Origin of the sequence: Klebsiella sp. CN_Kp106 (genome assembly GCF_040064575.1) — a bacterium.
Lineage (GTDB): Bacteria > Pseudomonadota > Gammaproteobacteria > Enterobacterales > Enterobacteriaceae > Klebsiella > Klebsiella michiganensis.
Genome location: NZ_JBEAIG010000001.1, coordinates 398505 through 419980 on the forward strand (window position 1 = coordinate 398505; position 21476 = coordinate 419980).

Here is a 21476-nt window from a genome sequence, read left to right on the forward strand (position 1 = left end):
CTAAACATGCCAGCCATTTAGCTTTCATTACCTTCTCCTGTCTGCTGCGTGCGGGCATAGGTGGAGAGGCCGCTACAGACCACATCGCCCACCCACACCGCGCCGCGCGCCTGGCTCAGCTCCAGCGCCACTTCGCAGCTCTGGTTTTTACCGTAACTGAAATCGATGGTGGGATATTTTTTATCCACGTCCATCACAAACTCACCGTTCTCATCGGTGCGGGTACGACCGATATGGTTATTAATCCGCGCGTTAGCCAGCAGCGTGCCGTCTTCCGCGCGGATACGCCCGGAGACCGTCACCATCTGCTTCACTTCCGGCTCAATCACCGCCACGTTGCCCGGATAAAGGGTCAACTGGCTCTTACGCCCGGTCACGATATCGTAGCTATCGAGCGAGTTTTTACTGTTCTGCAGCTCCACTTCATAACGGCTGTACGGCGACAGCGGCAGGTAATTACGGTTGCCGGAGAGCTGCACAATGCGGCCGTTAACCTTGGCGCTAAGCTTGCCGTCATCCTCAAGGCCGGTTTTGAAAATCACCCCGGCGTTGCCGTCGGTGCGGCCGCTGGCGGCGATATTTTTCCCCTGCCAGCCCACACTGCCGTTGGCGGTCAGGTTGGTGTTCACATAGCCATCCACGCCGCTGTTCACATTCAGCGTGCCGGTGGAGTAGCGGGTATCAAACTGAGCATACGCGCCGCCGCTGAGGGTTTTGTCATCGCCGGTATCGCCGGAAATGGCGCGCGAAACGTTCGCGCCGATGGTGCGAATACTGCCTTCATCAAACTGTTTACGTGCCGACAGGTTGGCCATGGTGTAACCGTTCTGGTGCGTCATCCCGGCGCTGAACCAGTTGCCGAGCGGCAGCGAGAAATCGAGCGCAATATATTTCCCGGTGCTGGCGCTGCTGTCGCCGTTATTAAAGCGCTGTACGCCCGCGCGCAGGCCCAGCGATCCCCATGAGCCGGTGTAAAGCGTCTGGTAGTAATCCGCCGTGTAGTAATGGCTGTTATAGCGGCGGTCGTCGTTATAGCTGATGCTGAAGGTACCCAGCTTTGACCAGAGTGAATTGAGGTTCAGCGTGCCGCCGATGGCCCGGTTGTCGGCATTACTGCGCCGTATCCGGTCGCCAATCTGCGTTTTTTCCTGGTTGACCCACACCGAACTAAAGCCGCCGGGCAGCGTGGCGCTGATGCTGCCGATGCTGCTCCAGGAGCTGTCGCTGGCCAGCATATTCTGCAGGTTCACGTTAATGGACTCGGTGATCGGCAGGGTCAGGCGCGTCTCGGCGACGGCGTTGTTATCATAGCCGTAGCCGGTGGCCGCCCAGCTTAAGGTGCTGAACGACCCGGAGGCCGAGGCCCCCGCCAGCCAGCTATCTTTTGCCGGAAGCGTTTTTTTACCGCTTTCGGACCAGCGATCCATATGGAAGCTGCCGCCCCAGAATTGCCAGGCCAGCGGCGCGCCAGCGCCGCGTCCGCGGCTGAACAATTTATTGACCCGCTGGGTGCGTTTGCTGACCACCCGGCCGTTCACAATCACTTCAACATCGACATCATAAATCCCGTACGGCAGGCCGCGGGTGTCGACTTCATGGTTACCCATGGCAAAGTTCTGCACGCTCATCAGGCGTCCGTCGCGGGTCAGATGGACTTCCCCGGCGGCGGGTAAAAAGGCGACCACCGGCGTAGCCGACTGGGTGTTATCGAACACCGTCGAACTGGCCTGGTTGCCCCAGGAAGCGCCGTAGATCTTCCCTGCCGAAACGGCGGTCATCGGGCCAAGGGACTGTAAATTCCAGGTATCCAGCATCCCGCCCGCAAAGCGGTGACCGGCAAAGTCGCGTTCATACATCGCTTTATAGACGTCGCTGTCCTGATTGCCGGAGCCAATACCGTAAAGCGAGCCGTCCAGCACCACGTGGTGCTCGCGCAGCGCGGTAACGTTGTTCAGCGACAGATAGCTGGAGGTATTATTGCCGCCGTTGCGCATCTGGTTGTTATAGACCCCGAGGTTATAGTTCAGGGTGCTGCTAAGGGTGTTGACGCTGGACTGACCGATATCTTCGCTGCGCGAGCGCAGCACCGTACCCAGCGCCTCTTTTTTTACCACCAGCTGCAGAAGCAGCTGGCGCAGGCTGAGCTGTAGCCGGGCGTCATCCGTCAGGCTAATGTTAAGATCTTTGCTGAAAGCTTCATTGGCCAGCGCGGTCAGCTGTTTGCGGGTCTGCTCGCTGACGGTGGCGTTATTATCGTTTTCTTCCAGCTGAATCTGCCGAACGCGCAGAACGCCATTATCCAGCCAGATAAAGGCATTGCCGATCCGCTGATCGTCCTGGGTACCGGTGCTGCCTTCAAGATGAATAAACAGTGGGATGCTCATTCCGTCCTGCAGCGCCTGGCTGAAGGCCTGAGGGATAATCACGCCGCCGATTTGCTGTACTTTGTCGGTGGCGGCAGTGACGCTAAACGGAACCAGCAAAATGACCATGCCGGAGGCAAGGAGTGTTTTTAATCCTGGAGCGTTCCCTGGTAGAGCCATAATGTTGATCCGTCAGAAGAAATGTCTATTTCACGGGAACAAACTGCTCGCCCTGCCAGAGCGCGACCCGTCCTTTTTTATCCGCCACATTCACGCGCGTGAAGCGCCGTTCTTTTCCCGGCATCAGGAAATAATTTTCCTTGCACTCTTTACCGTCAGCCGGCTTCAGACACGGGCCGTAGGCAAGAATGCGTAACGTCGCGTTACCGGTATTGACCAGCGTGCCGTTGGCGTACTGATAGCGGAAGTTGGCTTTTCTTGGCGCGACCACCAGGATGGTGCCGATACGCGCCGAGGCCGTCGCTACCGCGCTGCGGGTCGAGCCATTGCGCTGAGCATCGCTGAGCGCCTGATCGAACCAGACAATGCGGTAATAGCGTTCTTTATCGTCCGCCGGGCCTTTGTAGAAAAAGCGGATCACGTCGCTGGCTTTCGCGGGCAGCAGCAGACTGGCGGGGGTCAGTAAAATCTCGTCCTGCTTATCCATCGGGATCACCTTGCCACCGTCCAGCGGCGAAGAGAGGCGTTCCATATGGATGTTAATTAAGCGACCGCTGTCGGTCGTGTTCTTGATCTCTTTGCTCAGCGTGCTGCTGCCGCTGTTCATAAATGAAGAGATATCGCCCACATCCAGCGCCAGGGCTGGCGTCATTGTGCTGAGCAACAGGCCGATGGCCAGAATGTGTTTTTTCATATGAATTCAATCCGTGAAATAAGGCAGGGGGAGCCCCCCTGCCTGGTGCTACGAGAGGATCAGCTGGTCCAGGTCGCGTCGAACTGTACGCTGACGTCACCGCTCCAGATACCTTCCGGCAGAGCGCTGTAGTCGGTCACATCTGTCGTGCCATCAGCGGTGCCGCTGATGATGGAGAACGTGAAGCCGTCCTGAGCGGTAGTACGACCCGCGACGTTATAGCCGTTAGACAGCGCGCTGAGGTTGCCGCCCAGGATGCCCGCCGCGGTGTCGATCATGGTGGTGTCAGCCGTTTTTTCGACCGCAGCGCCGTTGTAGTCAACGCCCACGCTCAGGGTGGAACCAGAGGTATCCAGCTGAGTCAGGGTGTTGGTGATCAGACGAGAGGTCAGTTTGAATGCGGTCGCGGTGGCGTCGCCTTCGATAGCCACATCAAACAGGCCTTTCTGTGAGTTAAAGCCTTTAATCCCTTCGGCATACTGGAAAGCCAGGCTGCCCAGCGGAGTCACCACCAGCTTGCTGGTAGTGTCTTTTTTGGCGGTTGCGGACCAGGTAGCGACTGCCTGAGCAGTAACGTCAGCTGCCTGAGCGACACCCATACCGGCAAACGCGGTTACCAGAGCAATTGCAAGAACCTTTTTTTTCATAGCTTTTTCATCCTGAGTTTATTAAGGGACCTGATGTCCCACGTCTGTGTGCATTCCCGCCATAGTTCAGGCCGCATCATTATTATCTGCGACGCAAATTATTTTGGGCGTTACGACCTGGTGCACAATTTTAAAAACAACGTTTATTACTAATTACAGCGCTAACTTATATATCTTTGAATACAGTTTGGCCTCGGCATTTCGCCGATGGGTATAAACCGTTTTCACACTACAATTTTCAATCTTGGCAATAGATTTCGGGTGCATTCCCTGTGCCGTCATCCGAATTATTTGCATTTCCCTGTTGGTAATTTTGTCTTTCTTTATATCTTTACGTAGAAAACGGCCGTTGATAACGTATGCCAGCTCCTGACGAATATCCTTGGCTAAGTCCACATAGACCACGCCACGAATAGCACCATTGTAATACCAGTAGTTGGCCAGCGCTTCCGAGCGCCTCGCGGCAATTAATACAATTTGCTTGCCTTTCATTTCAGCCAGCCACTCGCTATCGCGGCGGATAAAATAATTCAGCGAACTGGCGCTAAGATTAATAAACACAAACTCCCGGCGTACCTTTTCAAGCGACAGGTAAATCAGGTCATCAATATCAATAATTAGCTCAGCGAGTCCTTTTAAAAAATAGCTGTCATGCGCTGGCCAGATACACTGGTCCAAAGAATATTTATAATCCATATAAAGTTAAACCCCATAGTCCTGGAAATCTTGAACGTATCACAACACTGCTGATAGCCCAGGCCTGCAAAGTCTAAGTCAGCAAATTCCCTCTTTAATATATTCAATCAAAATTCAAAATAGTATTGCTAGAGATAAAGAGCACTAAATGACTTGCTTGTTTCTTGTGTTACCAAATTTAGGATTTTTCTCCATGTGTGTCAATAAGTGCGCAAAGGGCTAATTACCGACCAGGTCAATTTAAGTCAGAAGAATAAAAATAAGGATATTGAGTTAAACACAAAAACCATTGGTTTTCATACGGTTATTGGTGGGATATGCGTAGACTCTTAAGTGAATATTATATGTTCCAGGATCTTAGCCATTAGTTGTTAAGACTATTCTTAACCTCACTTTTATTTAAAAAAGCGAAAAAACCGAATAAATTCAAAAAATAAGAACATAAAACCAATAAACAACACAAAATCAGTGGTTAATTTCATTAATTAGCGTAAATAATGGAATTACACGCCGCACAAAAGGGATAGTCACCGACTAAAAATTTTCCGCCGCGAATCGTAATCCAGTACCTGAAGATTATCTACTCGGTTAAACCGACTCAGATATAAGAATTGCACGAGCGTCCAGAGTCGTCCCGTTGTACCCGCGGCGATAGCATTACCCGGCTAATGTCGCATAAAACGCGTCATCTTTATCAGATGAAATACGTATCATTATTAATCTCATGCGCTATCGCGTATTAAAGGTAGGCAGAGTATTCTCAGATGCCCGATTGCTGATGCAAAAGTGTGATCTATGACGAACTTTTTTTCCAACAAATAGGCCAGCTTTCGCATCCGTTCACTATTTGTTCGCCTTACTGTCATCCGGCAGTCATATAAAACACCATTAATAGTGCCCAGTTTACTGACGAACCTGGACGCATTTATGAACAGTTCCCTGGCTGCGGTGGCAGAAACCGATTATCAACCGTTTACGCCGCCCTTTATCGACAGGCAGCGTAAGGTCCTGAGCGTACGCAACCTGAGCAAATCCTACAGCGCGCAGCAAACCGTACTGGACGGCATCAGTTTCGATCTTCATGCGGGCGAGCTGGTTGGCGTCATTGGCCGCTCCGGCGCCGGAAAGTCAACGCTTCTGCACGTACTGAACGGTACCCACAGAGCCAGCGGCGGCGAGATCCTCAGCTATCCGGAAGTGGGTACGCCGCAGGACGTATCAAAGCTGTCGGGCCGCGCGCTAAACGCCTGGCGCAGCCAGTGCGGTATGATTTTTCAGGATTTCTGCCTGGTGCCGCGTCTCGACGTTTTGACCAACGTGCTGCTGGGCCGCCTGAGCCAGACCTCCACCCTGAAATCATTATTCAAAGTTTTCCCCGACGCGGACCGCGCCCGCGCCATCTCCCTGCTGGAATGGATGAATATGCTGCCGCATGCGCTACAGCGGGCGGAAAACCTCTCCGGCGGCCAGATGCAGCGCGTGGCGATTTGCCGGGCGCTGATGCAAAACCCGGGTATTTTGCTGGCCGATGAACCGGTCGCTTCTCTCGACCCGAAAAATACGCAGCGGATTATGAATGTCCTTCGCGAAATTAGCGAACAGGGTATCAGCGTGATGGTAAACCTGCATTCGGTGGAGCTGGTGCGTGAATATTGCACGCGGGTCATCGGCGTAGCCAAGGGCAAGATTATTTTTGACGATCATCCCACGCAGCTGAATCAGGATATTCTGCATCGGCTGTACGGCGATGAAATTAGCCAATTGCATTAAATTTCACTCACACGGGCAAAATAATGAAAAAGTACATCACTGGCGCAGTTCGTTTATCCGCAGCGGTTGCAGGCATTATGATGGCGTGGCAGGCAAGCGCTGCTGAACAGCCGAAGGAATTAAATCTTGGCATCCTTGGCGGTCAGAACGCAACCCAACAAATTGGTGATAACCAGTGCGTTAAACAGTTTCTTGATAAGGAGCTGAAGGTCGATACAAAATTACGTAACTCTTCCGACTATTCCGGCGTGATTCAGGGATTGCTGGGCGGAAAAGTTGACGTGGTCTTAAGTATGTCGCCGTCATCATACGCTTCCGTTTATATTAACAACCCTAAAGCCGTCGATATTGTCGGGATTGCCGTAGATGATAAAGATCAATCCCGCGGCTATCACTCGGTGGTGATTGTCAAAGCCGACAGTCCATATAAAAAGTTAGAAGATCTGAAAGGCAAAGCGTTTGGCTTCGCCGATCCGGACTCCACTTCCGGCTTTTTAATTCCCAACCACGCCTTTAAACAGCAGTTCGGCGGCACGTCGGATAATAAATATAATAACTTCTTCTCCAGCGTGACCTTCTCCGGCGGCCACGAGCAGGATATTCTGGGCGTGCTGAACGGTCAGTTTGCCGGCGCGGTGACCTGGACCTCGATGGTGGGTGATTATAATAGCGGCTACAGCGTCGGCGCCTTCAACCGACTGATTCGCATGGATCACCCGGATTTGATGAAGCAAATCCGCATTATATGGCAATCGCCGCTGATCCCGAACGGCCCAATCCTGGTCAGCAATTCCCTGCCTGCTGACTTTAAGGCCAAAGTCGTCACCGCGATTAAAAAGCTGGATACCGACGATCACGCCTGCTTTATCAAAGCGATGGGCGGCACGCAGCATATCGGCCCGGGCAGCGTAGCCGATTTCCAGCAGATCATTGATATGAAACGCGAACTGGTTACCGCGCGTTAATCCCGCCCTGGCGCCGTCGCCCGGCCAGTCTCGCGGGCGGCGGCGACTCGTTGAAGACACAGCGACGCATGAATAATACCCATACCGAATTCGAACGCTATTACCAGCAGGTCCGCTCGCGGCAAAAGCGCGACACCTTTAGCTGGTCCCTGCTGCTGCTGGCGCTCTATTTTGCCGCCGGCAGTATGGCCGAGTTTAATCTCTTTACTATCTGGCACTCGCTGCCCAATTTTCTCGATTACATGTTTGAGACGCTGCCGACGCTGCACGTCGCCGACCTGTTTGCCGATTCGCACACTAAAGGCTCTCTGGCTTACTGGGGCTATCGTCTGCCCATTCAGCTGCCCCTTATCTGGGAAACGCTGCAGCTGGCGCTGGCGTCCACGCTGGTGGCGGTGGCGATTGCCACCCTGCTGGCGTTCGTTGCGGCCAACAACGCATGGTCCCCTGCCCCGCTGCGTTTTGCCGTCCGCGTGCTGGTGGCTTTTCTGCGCACCATGCCGGAGCTGGCGTGGGCGGTGATCTTCGTGATGGCTTTTGGTATCGGGGCGATCCCCGGCTTTCTGGCATTAATGCTCCACACCATCGGCAGCCTGACCAAGCTGTTCTATGAAGCGGTAGAGAGCGCCCAGGATAAACCGGTACGCGGCCTGGCCGCCTGCGGCGCGTCGCATCTGCAGCGTATCCGCTTTGCCCTGTGGCCGCAGGTGAAACCCATCTTTCTCTCCTACGGCTTTATGCGCCTCGAAATTAACTTCCGCTCCTCAACGATCCTCGGGCTGGTGGGCGCGGGCGGCATCGGCCAGGAGCTGATGACCAATATCAAACTGGACCGGTACGATCAGGTCAGCATCACGCTGCTGTTGATTATTATCGTGGTATCGCTGCTGGATATGCTATCCGGCCGCCTGCGGCAGTGGGTTCTGGAGGGGAAAAAATGAGTCAGTGGCAAAATCAACCGGATATCGCCGCCAGCCGTCGCCAGCATCGGCATTTATACCAGGCCCAGGGGCGCTATCTGCGCTACGTCGGCCTGCTTGCGCTGGCCAGCGCCCTCTACTATGTCTGGTTCTTTATGCAGTTCGGCATCAGCGGCGAGCAGCTCGCCACGGGGCTGCAGCAAATCAGCCGCTATCTGCTACGGATGTTCGTCTGGCACGACTTTTTCAACTGGCCGTTTCGCTATTACTTCACGCAAATCGCCATTACCCTGGCGATTGTTTTCGCCGGGACGCTTACCGCGACGGTCATCGCCCTGCTGCTCTCGTTTCTGGCGGCGCGGAATATTATGCGCGGCGTGATTCCGGGAACGATCGCCCTGCTGATGCGCCGGTTGTTCGACGTGCTGCGCGGTATCGATATGGCTATCTGGGGGCTGATTTTTGTCCGCGCCGTGGGGCTCGGGCCGCTGGCCGGGGTGCTGGCGATAATTATGCAGGATACCGGGCTGCTGGGCCGACTGTACGCAGAGGGACACGAGGCGGTTGACCGCTCGCCGGGACGCGGCCTGACGGCGGTGGGGGCGAACGGTTTGCAGAAGCACCGTTTCAGCATTTTTACCCAGTCTTTCCCGACGTTCCTGGCGCTGAGCCTGTATCAGATTGAATCGAATACCCGTTCCGCCGCGGTGCTCGGCTTTGTCGGCGCGGGAGGCATTGGCCTGATTTATGCGGAAAATATGCGTCTGTGGAACTGGGACGTAGTGATGTTTATTACCCTGCTGCTGGTGGCGGTGGTGATGGCGATGGATACGCTGTCCGCCTGGCTGCGCCGCCGCTATATCGGCGGCAGCGTGGTGCCGCTGTTTAAAGCTGATTAGTTTTTTCCCGGAGGCGGTGCTGCGCACCTGTCCGGGCTACCCAAACGGCAGGAAAAAGTAGCCCGGGTAAGGCGTTTACGCCGCGACCCGGGGGAAAAATCACAGCCGCCACGCCAGCACCGGCCACTGGTGCTGCGCGTTCGCCGCCGCCAGCTGCGGGCACGGATTGACCAGCCGTACGCGATCGGCATGCAGGCACAGCGGCAGGTCGTTGATCGAGTCGGTGTAGAAGGTCACCTCCCCCGAATATTCAGGATGCGCCTGTTGCCACTGCGCCAGGCGCACCACCTTCCCCTGCTGATAGCTCGGCGTACCGGCAATCACGCCGCTATAGCCGCCGTCGGTCATCTCAACGTCAATCCCCAGCGCCTGTTCGATACCCAGCTGCGCCGCCACCGCCTGCACCAGCAGGCTGACCGAGGCCGAGATCACCAGCATCTGCTCGCCTTTAGCCTGTAAAGTCCGAATCAGATCCCACGCCTGGGGATACACGCGCGGCATAATCTCGTCGCGCACGCAGCGCGCCAGCAGCGCGTCCACCTCCCGCTTTGCGACGCCAATCAGCGGCGCCTGAATCAGAGCCACATAATCGGCGATATTCATTTCGCCGCGGTCGTAGTCGTCCATCAGCATCGCTTCCCGCGCCAGGTAATCGGGATCGTTTACCCAGCCTTCGCGCACCATAAAGCGGCTCCACAGCGTACTGCTGTCGCCCTTAATTAACGTATTATCCAGATCGAAAATGGTCAGCGTTTTACCCATCGTTTATTTTCCTTTATCGGCCACGGCGTCTGGCGAGAGCATGCGCAAGAAAAATGACAGCAGAATGACCCGGACTACTCTCGGATGGATGCGCAGCGCCGCGTCCCTCATTATCCCCACACGCTCATCACCAGCAGCACGGCAATCAGCAATAGCGGATAAATTCGCACATGCCAGCGGTCCGGTAAACGCGCCAGCCAGCGGGAGGCGATTTTTAACCCCAGCCAGCTTCCCGCCACCAGCTGCGCCGCCGCCGACAGCCAGATATTGCCGACAAACCCATTCGGTAACGCCACCGGCGAGAGCCAGGCCATCAACAGCCAGGTTAGCGTCGCCGTTGCCGCCAGCGGCAGCGTCAGCACGTTGGCCATCCCCGCCGCTTCAGCCATCAGCACGCCGCGACGGCGCATCAGAGGGACGGTCATCACGCTTCCACCCACGCCGAGAAAAGAGGCGATCAGGCCAATGATCCCCCCTACCGTTAGCTCATGCGGCACCGTCGGAATCACCCGGCGGGATGGCGGGGTCATAAATCCGGCGCGAAGGTAGCAATCGGCAACGGTTGCCAGCAGGTAGATAACGAACAGCCAGCGGATCCACGCCCCGCTCGCCTCAAGCGCCAGCAGCGCGCCCGCCGTTCCGCCAACGGCAATGCCGGTGAGCATGGCCCATAAGCGGCGCCAGCGGAGGGTACCGGTACGCGCGTGTCGCCAGCTCGCCAGCAGCGCGGAGCAAAGCATGACCAGCGCCGAGGTGGCGACGGCGATGTGCATCGCCTGTTGCCCGACGACGCTTTGCGCGCCCCACGCGCCGGTCACCAGGAAATAGAGCAGCGGGACGGTGACGAAACCGCCGCCGAAGCCAAAGAGCCAGGTGGTCACGCCGGAAAGTATGCCGCACAGAAAAAGCCAGTCACTCATTCGCACTCCTCCACAAAAGGAGGTAACGATATAGAATAACGCCGTGGCCGGCTTACGCTTTAAAGCCAATCTATTACGAATTTCAGCCAGGGCTATCTTCATGCGCAACGTTGCGATTAATGACGTCGACCATCTTCCTCGCCGGGTGCTGGCGCTGGGCAGCGACTATCCGCCCAACACGCTTCTGGAGCGACATAGCCACCGCCGGGCGCAGTTTCTGTACGCCATGCACGGATTAATGAAGGTCGAAACGGACGACGGCCAGTGGCTGGTGCCGCCGTTCAGCGGGGTCTGGATCCCGGCGACGAAACCGCATCGCGTCTGGATGCCCGGCGTCAGCACCCACAGCCTGTATATTGACGCGCGGGACGCCACGCGGGAAAGCGAACGCTGCGAAGTCTTACAGGTTTCTCCGCTGACCCATCAGCTGCTGCTGGCCGCCTGTCAGCTACCGCTGCTGTATGACGAGAGCGGGCGCGATGCCGCCCTGATTGCGCTGCTGCTCCATGAACTGCGCGCCGCCGCGCCGCTGCCGATGTTTACGCCGCTTCCGCAGAACAGCCACCTCGCGGCGCTATGCGGCGATTTTCAGCGCCAGCCGAGCATCCGCAGTACGCCGCAGCAGTGGGCGCAAAAACTGAGTAAAAGCGTACGCACGTTTAATCGTCTGTTTCGCCGGGAGACCGGGATGGCGTTTTGCGACTGGCGCCAGCAGGCATGCCTGATGTACGCCATGACGGCGCTGCGTGAGGGGCGTTCGGTTACTGAAGTCGCGCTCAGTCTGGGCTATGAGTATCCGGCCGCCTTTACCGCGATGTTCCGCAAAGCGATGGGCTATTCGCCGATGGCGTTTATCCGCCAGATAAACGGCGGACCGGCACACGCCAGCCCGCCGTAGTCGCGGATTACCCGGCTGCGCGATGCAGCCAGTCGAGCAGCGCGTCCACCGAGAGCTGCGCCGGCGCGCGGGATGCTGGCTGCCCCGGTTTAATCAGCAGCAGCGTCGGCAGGCCGCGCACGCCGAGGTCGCTCGCCAGAACCTGATGCCGGTCGGCATCCAGATAGCGCGTATCCAGCTGAGCAAGCCGCGGGCTGAGCTTTTCATGCGCCAGCAGCTGCCAGAGTTTGCGGCAGTGCACGCAGCGTTCCGCGCCGACGAACAGCAGCACGGGCCGTTCGCTCTCCAGCTCGCCCGCCGCGCTTATCGGCGTGAACGCGCTTTCCGCGACGCGGAACAGCTTCGGACTGCGGCGCAGGGTATCGTTATCGGTTGCCACGCACAGTGCATCAGCGCTTTTACTGTACGGCTGTACGCCCGCCACCCGCACCACGCTCTGCGCCGGACCGGCCGCCGCCGCGCCGGGCTGGCGCAGAGTACGCACGTCCACCGCCGCAATCGGCGTCTCCTGCGGCTGCGCCAGCTGCGGGATCCAGCCGTAGGGAATGCGGTAGGCGCGATAGACCATATTGTTGTTCAGGGTCTTGCCCCAGAACGGCGAAATATATTCCCAGACAATTTCGTGGTCGCGGGTCACTTCAAAAATGCGCCCGTTCGATCCTTCGTTAATCAGGGTATTGCCGTTTTCCAGGCGCTGCATATTGCTGATGTAGGGGCTGTAAAAGCGGTACGAATCGGTTGGCTGCGGCAGATCCGCTTCATAGGGCGAGTAGCGCCATTCGATATCGAGGGTCAGCGGGTTGATCTCCAGGATCCGTGAATAATCGCGCCATGCGTTTTTCACCCCGTCCGCCGACGCCGGATTCGGCGCGCCGTATCCGGCCCAGCCGCCGTTATCGAAAATCAGGATATTGCCCGCGCCCGGCAGCCCCTGCGGGATCATATGCGCATGGTGCTGGCCGATGATCCAGCCGATGTGCTTCAGCTCCGGTTTGCTGTAGTCCGGGCCCAGCTGCCAGACGATCTTGCCGCTCTGTTTGTCGATAATGGCAATAATGTTGGATTCGCGGGCGTCCCAGATAATGTTGTCGGGATGAAAACGCGTATCGCCGGCGTCGTACCACTTATTCGGCCCCAGCGCCGACATCGAGTTGATATGCATCCAGTCGCCCATTCCGCCGCCGCTGGCGCGCATATTCGGGTTGTTGTAGAGCGCGGTGCGCGCCGCATCGTCGAAGCCCAGCTCGTGAAAATGGTCGCTGCAGCGCCACTCCCACACCACGTTACCCTGCCAGTCGACTTCAATAATGGTGTCGTCCAGCAGCAGCTTGTCGGAGATCGCTTCATTCACCAGATTGGTGTGGGCGAGGATCAGGGTATTGCCGCCATCCACCTGCGGCTCCAGCCCCGGCGCGTAATAGCCCACCGGGTTGCCCGCGCGCTGATAGTCGTGATGCGCGCGCGCCATCCAGCGCGTGGCGTTGCCGGGATCGCTCACCTGCTCGTAGCGGTCGAATTTCCAGGTGACGTTGCCTTCCCAGTCCACCTGGATCAGATCGAGCATATCCTGCATGCCGTAGCGCGGGTCGCGCTCGCCGCTGTGGCCAAGGATTGCGCCGCCGGGCAGGATTTTATTGGGAAACCCGTGCAGTTCAGGCCATTCGCGCACCACGCGGCCGTTCATGTCCACCAGCACCGCGCCGTGTTCGGTGGCCTGGAAAAGGGTATAGCCGCTCCAGGCGCGCTGCGGATCGTAGAGGGTGGCGCCGGTCGGGTAGACGGAAGGATGTCCCATATGTTGCTCCTTAAATAATAGAATCAGGCAGAAGTAATCAGGTTGCGAATCTGGCGGCAGGCGGCGGTAAACGCGGCATCATCGCGCTGGCGCGGATGGGGCAGCGCCAGGCTTACCACTTCCCGTATCCGCCCCGGACGCGGCGAAAGCACGACGACGCGATCGGCCAGGGCGACGGCTTCTTCCACATCGTGCGTCACCAGCAGCGTGGTGGTTCCCGCGCGCTGGTGGATCTGTAAAAGTTCCTGCTGCAGGGTGTGGCGCGTCAGGGCATCCAGCGCGCCGAAAGGCTCGTCGAGCATCAGGATCTGCGGACGGGCCACCAGGCCGCGGGCAATAGCCACCCGCTGAGCCATGCCGCCGGAGAGCTGCGCGGGCAGCGCGTTGACGAATTCGCTGAGCTGCACGCGCTCCAGCATTTCCAGCGCCCGCTGGCGCTTCGCCGCCCGGCTGAGCTTTTCATCCGCCAGGCCGAGCATCACGTTGTCGAGCACGTTAAGCCAGGGAAACAGGCGCGGCTCCTGAAACACAATGCCGCGCTCTTTGCCCACGCCGGTGACCGGCTCGCCGTTAATGCAAATATCGCCCTGGGTCGCTGATTCAAGGCCTACCAGCATCCGCAGCAGCGTCGATTTACCGCAGCCGCTGCTGCCCACCAGCGCCACCAGTTCACCGGCGGCGATATCCAGGCTGAAATTCTGTAGCGCCGTCACCTGTTGCCAGGATTTACGCACGTGGCGAAAAGAGACCAGGGTTGAAGAGGTCATAGCTGCTCCTGTTGACGCCAGCGGGTGGCGCGCATTTCCAGTAAACGTCCGGCTTTATCCAGCGCCGCGCCGGTAATACCGACCAGCATCATGCCGCAGAGAATGGTGGGCATATCCAGCAGCTGCTGGGCATTGATCATCAGGCTGCCGATGCCGACGCCGGAGGACATGAAATATTCCGCGCCGATATTGCCAAGCCAGGCGTAAATCAGCGCCAGCCGCAGACCGGCGAAGATCCCCGGCGCCGCGCCGGGAAGAATAACCCTGCGCAGGCGCGCTAACTCGCCCAGGCGCAGTACCCTGGCGACTTCGTCGAGCTGCGGGTTACGCTGAAGCACGGCCTGCAGGGTGCTGAAGAACATCGGAAAGAACGACGCCAGCGCGATAAAAACGATTTTGCCGCCGTTATCGTTGCCCACCCATGCGGTCAGCAGCGGCAGCCAGGCAAACAGGGCGATATGGCGCAGCACGTTGAGCGTGGGCGTGAAGATTTGCCCGGCGCGCGGGCGCAGCGCCAGCAGCAGTCCGCAGAGCAGGCCCCCCGCAATCCCCAGCGCGCCGCCGACAAAGGCTCGCCCGAGGCTTGCGAGCATCGCCGCGGTCAGCTCCCCGCTCAGGGCGCCCTGAATAAAACGCGTCGCCACCGCCAGCGGCGAAGAGAACAGCGCGCCATCGATCCAGCCCCACGAGCTTGCCAGCTGCCACAGCGCCAGCAGGACCAGCGGCAGCTGCAGCGCCCGCCAGCTGGCCTGCGGTTTCCACGCCAGGCGTCCGGCGGCAGGCTGCGGCCAGAACACCAGACGGGCACAGGCGCGGTTCGCCGCCCACTCCATCAGCATGCCGCTCAGCCCCACGACCGCAATGGTGACGAAGACGATATCCAGCTGAAACAGCTGGCGGCCCCAGACCATCAGGTAGCCAATGCCTTCTGAAGAGGCCAGCAGTTCGACGACGATAAGCGACACCCAGGCCTGCGATAGCGCCAGACGCAGGCCGGTAAACCAGCCCGGCAGGCTTGCGGGGATCACCAGCCAGCGCAGCCGCTGCCAGCGGGAAAAGTTCATCACCTTTGCGGCTTCACTCAGGGTCAGCGGCACGCCAGCCACCGCCTGCTGCGTGTTAATGGTCATCGGCACTACGGTGGTTTTGATGATAACCGCCAGCTTGAGGCCGTTATCAATCCCGAACAGCACCATAAACAGCGGGATCCAGCCGAGCGTCGGGATTTGCGCCAGCGCGTAGAACAGCGGTTCCACCCGCTGCGCGGCGGCCGGCACCAGGCCGAACAGCGCGCCGAGCAGCGTCCCAGCAATGGCGCCCAGCAGCAGGCCAAGCGCCAGATGCTGAAGGCTGAATCCCCACTGCGCCAGCAGATCCCCGCTCAGCAGCGATAGCGCGGTATCGGCAACCACCCACGGCGCGGGCAAAATTTGCTCCGGCATCCATCGTTCGCGGGCGGCGATGTACCACAGCAGCAGCAGTAACGCAGGCAGCAGCCACGGCCAGCCGTTAAGCCTGAAGCCCGGCCTGCCTGGGGCATCGGTTCTTAAGATCATCTGCGACATATCGGTCCACTTTTCGGCAAGTTATGCCGCTATCAAAACGTGACTTCTCCTTCGCCGCCATTGCGTAAGGCGAATAATCCCGATGCATCGAATGCATTTCAGCCTGCCGGGCGCGCGGCGTTTGATTTAGCTTTTTTTCACCCAAGCTTGGCGAATAAAAGCATTTAACACGCAGCCCGTTGGCTCTTTAGGGTGAGAAAAAACTCAAGGGAGCAACACGTTATGATGAAAGCAATATTCAACCGCACCTTGCTGGCGCTGGTCGCGGTCATCAGCCTGGCGTCCAGCGTCCAGGCCGAAACGCTACGCACTATCCGCATCGGCGTGCCGGACCAGAGCGCGGGCAGTAAACCCTTTATTGAGGGGCCGGTCGGCATGGCGTTTATCCGCCATCAGCTGGAAGAGGTGTTTAAGCCGCAGGGCGTGGAAGTGCAGTGGCAGTTTTTCAAAGGCGCCGGTCCGGCGGTAAATGAAGCATTAGCCAACCGCCAGCTGGATTTTGTCTACCTCGGCGATCTGGCGGCGATTATCGGTAGGGCCAACGGGCTGCCGACGCGCCTGCTGCTGGGCAGCCGGGGTTCGGAATCTTACCTCGCGGTGACCAAAGCTTCCGGGATTAAAACCCTCGCCGATCTGAAAGGCAAACGGGTGGCGGTTTATCGCGGCACGGCGGACCAGCTGGCCTTTGACCGGGCGCTGCAAACCGTCGGCCTCAACGCGCGCAGCCTGCAGGTGATCAACCTCGACTGGAACGCCGGCAAAGCGGCGCTGGCGGCCGGTCGCGTCGATGCGGTGTGGGGCGGCGTTTCGCTGCTGGCGCTACGCGGCGATAAGATTGATGTGGTCGTCAAAAGCGGTGACTCCGGCCGCCAGAACACCACTCAGGCCGGGTTCCTCGGCACGCAGACGTTTATAGACGCCTGGCCGCAGGCGACCCAGCAGATCGTTAACGTGTTGGTGAAGAACGCCGCGGAAATCAGCGACCCGGCCAATCGCGACGCCTGGTCCGCCGAGATGGCGCAGCAGAGCCAGATCCCGCAGGCGCTGTTTCTCGAAGAGCTGCAGCCGCAGGATCTGAACTTTACCACCTCACCGCGTATCGATCCGTTCCTGACCGACAGCTTTAGCAATAGCGTCGAACAGGCTAAATCCGGGCGGCTAATCCGCAGCGCTTTTGACGTCAGCCAGTGGGTAGACGGCCAGTTTGTCGAGCAGGCGCTGAAAGCCCAGGGGCTGGAAAACCGCTGGCCGCAGTACGATGCCAAAGGCCAGGCGAAAAACGCCGGTTAACCCCTATCCTCCTGCGCCAGCAGCTGAAGCTGATGCTGACGATCGGTATGAAGGATAATCTCAATCAGCTTCTCCACCAGCGGCGGCTGGGCCGCGTGAACCGGAGAGATAATGGCAAACCGGGTCTGCATCAGCCGCCACTCCTCAGGCAGATCGCTGAGCTCCAGCTTAACCAGCCGATGGCTGTGCTGACATAGCGCGAAGCCGTCCTCGCTGGCGAAGCTAATTGCGCTGGTCTGCGCGAGGGTGGCAAGCAGCGCGTAGATATGATCGCACTGAATCGCCGGGGTAAAGTCCTGCTGCTGGCTGAGGGTCGCCAGCACCTTGCGCACGCCCGGCGGCAGATAGGGGGCGGCAAAGGGGTAGCGCAGCATCGCCTGGATAGAGACCGGCCCCTGTTTGGCCAGCGGATGATCGGCATGGCAGACGAAAAAGCAGCGCTGCGGGCTGAGCGGCTGCACGCGCAGCTGCGGGTCGAGCTCGGCCTGCCAGCTGTCGGCAACCACAAAAGGGTAGAGCTGAGAGGTCAGCGCCTGATGCAGCGCCAGCCAGTTATCAATCTGAAAGCGCACCCTCGCCTGCGGCAAAAGGCGATGAAACTCGCCGACGGCGGCCGGAATCAGACTTGCGGCAGGGGCCGGGCCGCAGCCAAAAGCGACCTCGCCGTTTTGCGCATCGTCCGCTTCGCGCAGCTGGCTGCTGAGCTCCACGTTCAGCTCCTGAAAGCGGCGGGCGTAGGGCAGCAGCTTTTGCCCGTGCAGGGTGAGCGTCGGTAGCTTGCTCTGGCGATCGAATAACGGATGGCCGACGCTCTGCTCCAGCGCCTGAATGCTGCGGCTGAACGCCGACTGCGACAGGCACACCGCCTCCGCCGCGCGATTAAAACTGCCGTATTCAACTAACGCGACAAAGTTGCGCAGTTGACGAAAATCCAGATGCATTAGCCCGCCCCACTCTCTCTTTTAGTCTACAAAAGTACTGGAGGGCAGCGTGGCGGCGCAATGGTGGGATGATGAGGATCTTTCACCTTGCGCTGAAGCGGAACAGACGCGCGACACGCGGATATTTGTGAAATATTGTTTCACAGAGAAAAAATTTATTAATGGAAAATGAGGCGCTCCCGGCGAAAATAAAGACCGCCGATGTTCACCGCGTATCCGACCTATATTATTTACGTAAGGTTTCGTAAATTTTGCTTTTGGTCATTCTGAGGCCGTAGCGAATCGGCTATAAAATATCACGGCCCGTTTTCAGTGACGAAAAACAATGATATGAAGCCCAGACTCTCTCACGCGCTATTATTGGTTCCTTTTTTGCTTTTGGCAGGATGTTCATCCTCATCGAAACCGCATAAAACCGCCGCCCAGAGTAGCCACGCGACCATCGACGGAGGTTCTGACGATCTGATCCCGGTGATCGCCGCGCTGCACGATCAGATGCATACCTGGGAGGGAACGCCCTACGAGTGGGGCGGGACGGAGCAAAGCGGGGTCGACTGCTCCGGGTTTGTCTGGCGTACGCTCAAAGATCGCTTCAACCTGCCGATGGAGCGCATCACCACCCGCGAACTGCTGCATATGGGAGAACGCGTGAGCCCGCGGCAGCTGCGGCCGGGAGATTTGGTTTTCTTCCGCATTAAAGGCGGCATGCACGTCGGCTTCTATGATACCGACCGTAATTTCCTTCATGCCTCCACCAGCCAGGGCGTGATGCGCTCTTCGCTGGATAATCCGTACTGGCAATCGGTATTTTATCAGGCGCGCCGCCTGCCGAAGGAATATAACGCGCAGATCACGATGAATAACGATAATCTGCATCTGGCGAAAAACCGTTAATCAGCAAAAATAAAGCCGCCCTGTCACCACGGCGGCTTTATTGTTTTTTACCGGCGACGGCTTAGAACTGGTAGGTCATACCGACAGCGACGATATCGTCATCGTTGATCCCGAGCTTATTATCGCTCTTCAGCTGGTTGATTTTGTAATCCACAAAGGCGTTCATGTTTTTGTTGAAGTAATAGGTCACGCCAACGTCAATGTAGTTGACCAGGTCTTCGCTCCCCACGCCCTCAATATCCTTGCCTTTTGACAGCACGTAGCCCAGGGACGGACGCAGGCCGAAATCGAACTGGTACTGCGCCACGGCTTCAAAGTTCTGCGCTTTATTGGCAAAACCGCCGCTGATTGGCGTCATTTTGCGGGTTTCTGAGTACATGGTCGCCAGGTAGATATTGTTGGCGTCATATTTCAGGCCGGTCGCCCAGGCTTCCGCTTTTTTACCCGTGCCGCGGGCCAGCAGGTTCTGATCGTTCGTGCGATCGGAGCTGGTGTAGGCCGCGCTGATGGCGAAGTCGCTGCCGCCGAAGTCGTAGCTTAAGGCGGTACCGAAGCCGTCGCCGTTCTGTTTCTTGGCTTCACGGCCTTCGTTTTTACCCTGATATTGCAGGGTCAGGTCCAGGCCATCCACCACGCCGAAGAAATCGGTATTGCGGTAGGTTGCCAGGCCGCTGGCGCGTTTGGTCATAAAGTTATCGGTCTGCGCGGAAGAGTCGCCGCCGAATTCCGGGAACATATCGGTCCAGGCTTCAACGTCGTACAGCGCGCCGAGGTTACGACCATAGTCAAATGAACCGTAGTTTTTGACTTTCACGCCGGCGAACGCCAGACGCGTTTTCTGCGAAGAGTCGCTTTCAGTTTTGTTGCCGGAGAACTCCGATTCCCAGCGGCCGTAGCCGGTCAGATCGTCGTTAATCTGCGTTTCGCCTTTGATGCCGAAACGAACGTAGGTCTGGTCGCCATCTTTGCTGTCATAGTCGCTCATATAGTGCATCGCTTTGACTTTGCCGTAGACGTCCAGTTTATTGCCGTTTTTATTATAAACTTCTGCCGCCTGCGTAGCCGAAGAAGCAATAAGACCCATCATCATTAATGCCAGTGAGCTCTTTTTCATTATTCAGTCCTGGTGATTTATTTATACGCGCTAATCAATTCCGGGCGGAAGCCCCGTCAAAAACTGCAGGTTTTTTAACGCTCTAATATTAAAAATTTATGACAATATGGAACTTTTTCTAAAAAAGGGTATTAAATTATTTCCGTCATGAATGTGTCACACTTCCCCGCCAGAATGCCCGATCCGCGCAATGAAGTGGTTCGTCCACCACGCCAGGTGTTGGCAAGCGGGCTGACTCCTGTTACAACATCAACTCGATATCGAAACTCCTTTTTGAACGGCAGAGAATCATGAGTGATAGCCAGACGCTGGTGGTAAAACTGGGCACCAGTGTTTTAACGGGCGGATCCCGCCGCCTGAACCGCGCCCATATCGTTGAATTAGTGCGCCAGTGCGCGCAGCTGCACGCGATGGGTCATCGAATTGTGATAGTCACCTCCGGGGCGATCGCCGCCGGACGTGAGCACCTCGGCTACCCGGAACTGCCCGCGACCATTGCGTCGAAACAGCTGCTGGCGGCGGTCGGCCAGAGCCGTCTTATCCAGCTGTGGGAACAGCTGTTTTCTATTTATGGTATTCACGTCGGCCAGATGCTGCTGACCCGCGCCGATATGGAAGACCGCGAGCGTTTTCTCAACGCCCGCGATACCCTGCGCGCGCTGCTGGATAACAATATCGTGCCGGTCATTAATGAAAATGACGCCGTGGCGACCGCCGAGATTAAAGTCGGCGATAACGATAATCTTTCGGCGCTGGCGGCGATTCTCGCCGGCGCCGATAAACTGCTGCTGCTGACCGATCAGCAGGGCCTGTTCACCGCCGACCCGCGCAACAACCCGCAGGCCGAGCTGATTAAAGACGTTTACGGCATCGATGACGCTCTGCGCGCCGTCGCGGGCGATAGCGTGTCCGGTTTAGGTACCGGCGGTATGGGCACCAAGCTGCAGGCCGCCGACGTCGCCTGCCGCGCGGGCATCGATACCATCATCGCCGCCGGTAGCCGTCCGGGGGTGATTGGCGACGTGATGGAGGGCATCTCCGTCGGGACCCGCTTCCACGCCCAGGAATCGCCGCTGGAAAACCGTAAGCGCTGGATTTTCGGCGCGCCGCCGGCGGGCGAAATTACCGTGGACGCCGGCGCGACCCAGGCAATTCTCGAACGCGGCAGCTCCCTGCTGCCGAAAGGGATTAAAACCATCACCGGCAACTTCTCGCGCGGCGAAGTGATCCGCATTCGCAGCCTTGAAGGCCGCGATATCGCCCACGGCGTCAGCCGCTATAACAGCGATGCGCTGCGCCGCATTGCCGGGCAGCACTCGCAGCAGATCGATGCCATTCTGGGCTATGAATACGGCCCGGTCGCCGTCCACCGTGACGACATGATTATCCGTTAAGG

19 protein-coding genes are annotated in these 21476 nt (G+C 57.9%); 8 read left to right on the forward strand and 11 right to left on the reverse strand.

The features are described 5' to 3' along the window. Positions 1-17: 17 nt before the first annotated feature. The 4 genes from ABLU96_RS01800 to ABLU96_RS01815 form a co-directional block, all read right to left on the reverse strand. Entirely contained in the window at positions 18-2543 is a 2526-nt protein-coding gene (locus ABLU96_RS01800; protein ID WP_032693219.1) for a fimbrial biogenesis outer membrane usher protein, read from the reverse strand. A gap of 25 nt (positions 2544-2568) precedes the next feature. Continuing rightward, positions 2569-3237, reverse strand: a complete 669-nt coding sequence (locus ABLU96_RS01805; RefSeq protein WP_014228103.1) for a hypothetical protein — start codon at positions 3235-3237, stop codon at positions 2569-2571. Positions 3238-3296: 59 nt separating this feature from the next. Then, entirely contained in the window at positions 3297-3884 is a 588-nt protein-coding gene (locus ABLU96_RS01810) for a common pilus major fimbrillin subunit EcpA (RefSeq protein WP_064405131.1), read from the reverse strand. Positions 3885-4037: 153 nt separating this feature from the next. Further along, positions 4038-4580 carry a helix-turn-helix transcriptional regulator gene (locus ABLU96_RS01815; protein WP_014228101.1) on the reverse strand — a complete coding sequence of 181 codons (543 nt, stop codon included), beginning with the start codon at positions 4578-4580 and terminating at the stop codon, positions 4038-4040. Between the two features lie 927 nt (positions 4581-5507). Between ABLU96_RS01815 and phnC the strand changes: the two genes are divergently transcribed. The 4 genes from phnC to phnE (ABLU96_RS01835) all read left to right on the forward strand — a co-directional run bounded on the left by phnC (position 5508) and on the right by phnE (ABLU96_RS01835) (position 9134). Then, on the forward strand, positions 5508-6350 hold the full coding sequence (gene phnC, locus ABLU96_RS01820; RefSeq protein WP_064405132.1) for a phosphonate ABC transporter ATP-binding protein: 843 nt from the start codon (positions 5508-5510) through the stop codon (positions 6348-6350). A 23-nt stretch (positions 6351-6373) separates the two neighbouring features. Beyond that, positions 6374-7315 carry a phosphonate ABC transporter substrate-binding protein gene (phnD, locus tag ABLU96_RS01825; protein ID WP_009654530.1) on the forward strand — a complete coding sequence of 314 codons (942 nt, stop codon included), beginning with the start codon at positions 6374-6376 and terminating at the stop codon, positions 7313-7315. A gap of 68 nt (positions 7316-7383) precedes the next feature. Then, positions 7384-8256, forward strand: a complete 873-nt coding sequence (gene phnE, locus ABLU96_RS01830) for a phosphonate ABC transporter, permease protein PhnE (protein ID WP_025107218.1) — start codon at positions 7384-7386, stop codon at positions 8254-8256. After that, positions 8253-9134: a phosphonate ABC transporter, permease protein PhnE gene (gene phnE / locus ABLU96_RS01835; RefSeq protein WP_064405134.1), complete on the forward strand. Its 882-nt coding sequence runs from the start codon at positions 8253-8255 to the stop codon at positions 9132-9134. Before phnE (ABLU96_RS01830) ends, phnE (ABLU96_RS01835) begins: the two co-directional genes overlap by 4 nt. A gap of 99 nt (positions 9135-9233) precedes the next feature. Here the strand turns inward: phnE (ABLU96_RS01835) and ABLU96_RS01840 are convergent, their stop codons facing one another. Further along, positions 9234-9896 carry an HAD family hydrolase gene (locus ABLU96_RS01840; protein ID WP_064375781.1) on the reverse strand — a complete coding sequence of 221 codons (663 nt, stop codon included), beginning with the start codon at positions 9894-9896 and terminating at the stop codon, positions 9234-9236. Positions 9897-10006: 110 nt separating this feature from the next. Further along, a complete protein-coding gene (locus ABLU96_RS01845; protein WP_047724339.1) occupies positions 10007-10816 on the reverse strand; it encodes a sulfite exporter TauE/SafE family protein in 810 nt (269 codons plus the stop codon). Positions 10817-10916: 100 nt separating this feature from the next. Here ABLU96_RS01845 and ABLU96_RS01850 point away from each other — a divergent pair, with 100 nt between their 5' ends. Further along, the gene (locus ABLU96_RS01850) at positions 10917-11714 is read left to right on the forward strand and encodes a helix-turn-helix transcriptional regulator (RefSeq protein ID WP_064405136.1); all 798 of its coding nucleotides are present in this window, start codon (positions 10917-10919) and stop codon (positions 11712-11714) included. A gap of 7 nt (positions 11715-11721) precedes the next feature. Here ABLU96_RS01850 and ABLU96_RS01855 read toward each other — a convergent pair whose 3' ends face one another. The 3 genes from ABLU96_RS01855 to ABLU96_RS01865 are packed head-to-tail and all read right to left on the reverse strand — an operon-like array spanning position 11722 to position 15841. Beyond that, positions 11722-13509 carry an aryl-sulfate sulfotransferase gene (locus tag ABLU96_RS01855; RefSeq protein WP_064405139.1) on the reverse strand — a complete coding sequence of 596 codons (1788 nt, stop codon included), beginning with the start codon at positions 13507-13509 and terminating at the stop codon, positions 11722-11724. Between the two features lie 23 nt (positions 13510-13532). Continuing rightward, positions 13533-14276 (reverse strand): ABC transporter ATP-binding protein, encoded by a 744-nt coding sequence (locus tag ABLU96_RS01860; protein ID WP_014837530.1) that lies wholly within the window; start codon positions 14274-14276, stop codon positions 13533-13535. After that, positions 14273-15841 (reverse strand): ABC transporter permease, encoded by a 1569-nt coding sequence (locus ABLU96_RS01865; RefSeq protein ID WP_064405141.1) that lies wholly within the window; start codon positions 15839-15841, stop codon positions 14273-14275. The genes ABLU96_RS01860 and ABLU96_RS01865 overlap by 4 nt, the downstream gene beginning before the upstream one ends. A gap of 222 nt (positions 15842-16063) precedes the next feature. Here ABLU96_RS01865 and ABLU96_RS01870 point away from each other — a divergent pair, with 222 nt between their 5' ends. Then, positions 16064-17131: an ABC transporter substrate-binding protein gene (locus ABLU96_RS01870; protein ID WP_064405142.1), complete on the forward strand. Its 1068-nt coding sequence runs from the start codon at positions 16064-16066 to the stop codon at positions 17129-17131. On the opposite strand, the gene ABLU96_RS01875 is transcribed toward ABLU96_RS01870, so the two are convergent. Continuing rightward, complete coding sequence (locus ABLU96_RS01875; protein ID WP_064405144.1) at positions 17128-18072, reverse strand: LysR family transcriptional regulator; 945 nt, start codon at positions 18070-18072, stop codon at positions 17128-17130. The two genes, ABLU96_RS01870 and ABLU96_RS01875, sit on opposite strands and share 4 nt — an antisense overlap. Positions 18073-18402: 330 nt before the next feature. Between ABLU96_RS01875 and ABLU96_RS01880 the strand changes: the two genes are divergently transcribed. Continuing rightward, on the forward strand, positions 18403-18966 hold the full coding sequence (locus ABLU96_RS01880; protein WP_004848069.1) for an NlpC/P60 family protein: 564 nt from the start codon (positions 18403-18405) through the stop codon (positions 18964-18966). Positions 18967-19027: 61 nt separating this feature from the next. Here the strand turns inward: ABLU96_RS01880 and phoE are convergent, their stop codons facing one another. Continuing rightward, complete coding sequence (gene phoE / locus ABLU96_RS01885; RefSeq protein WP_046877031.1) at positions 19028-20080, reverse strand: phosphoporin PhoE; 1053 nt, start codon at positions 20078-20080, stop codon at positions 19028-19030. 290 nt (positions 20081-20370) lie between these two features. Here phoE and proB point away from each other — a divergent pair, with 290 nt between their 5' ends. Beyond that, positions 20371-21474, forward strand: a complete 1104-nt coding sequence (gene proB / locus ABLU96_RS01890) for a glutamate 5-kinase (protein ID WP_004848066.1) — start codon at positions 20371-20373, stop codon at positions 21472-21474. Positions 21475-21476 lie beyond the last annotated feature (2 nt).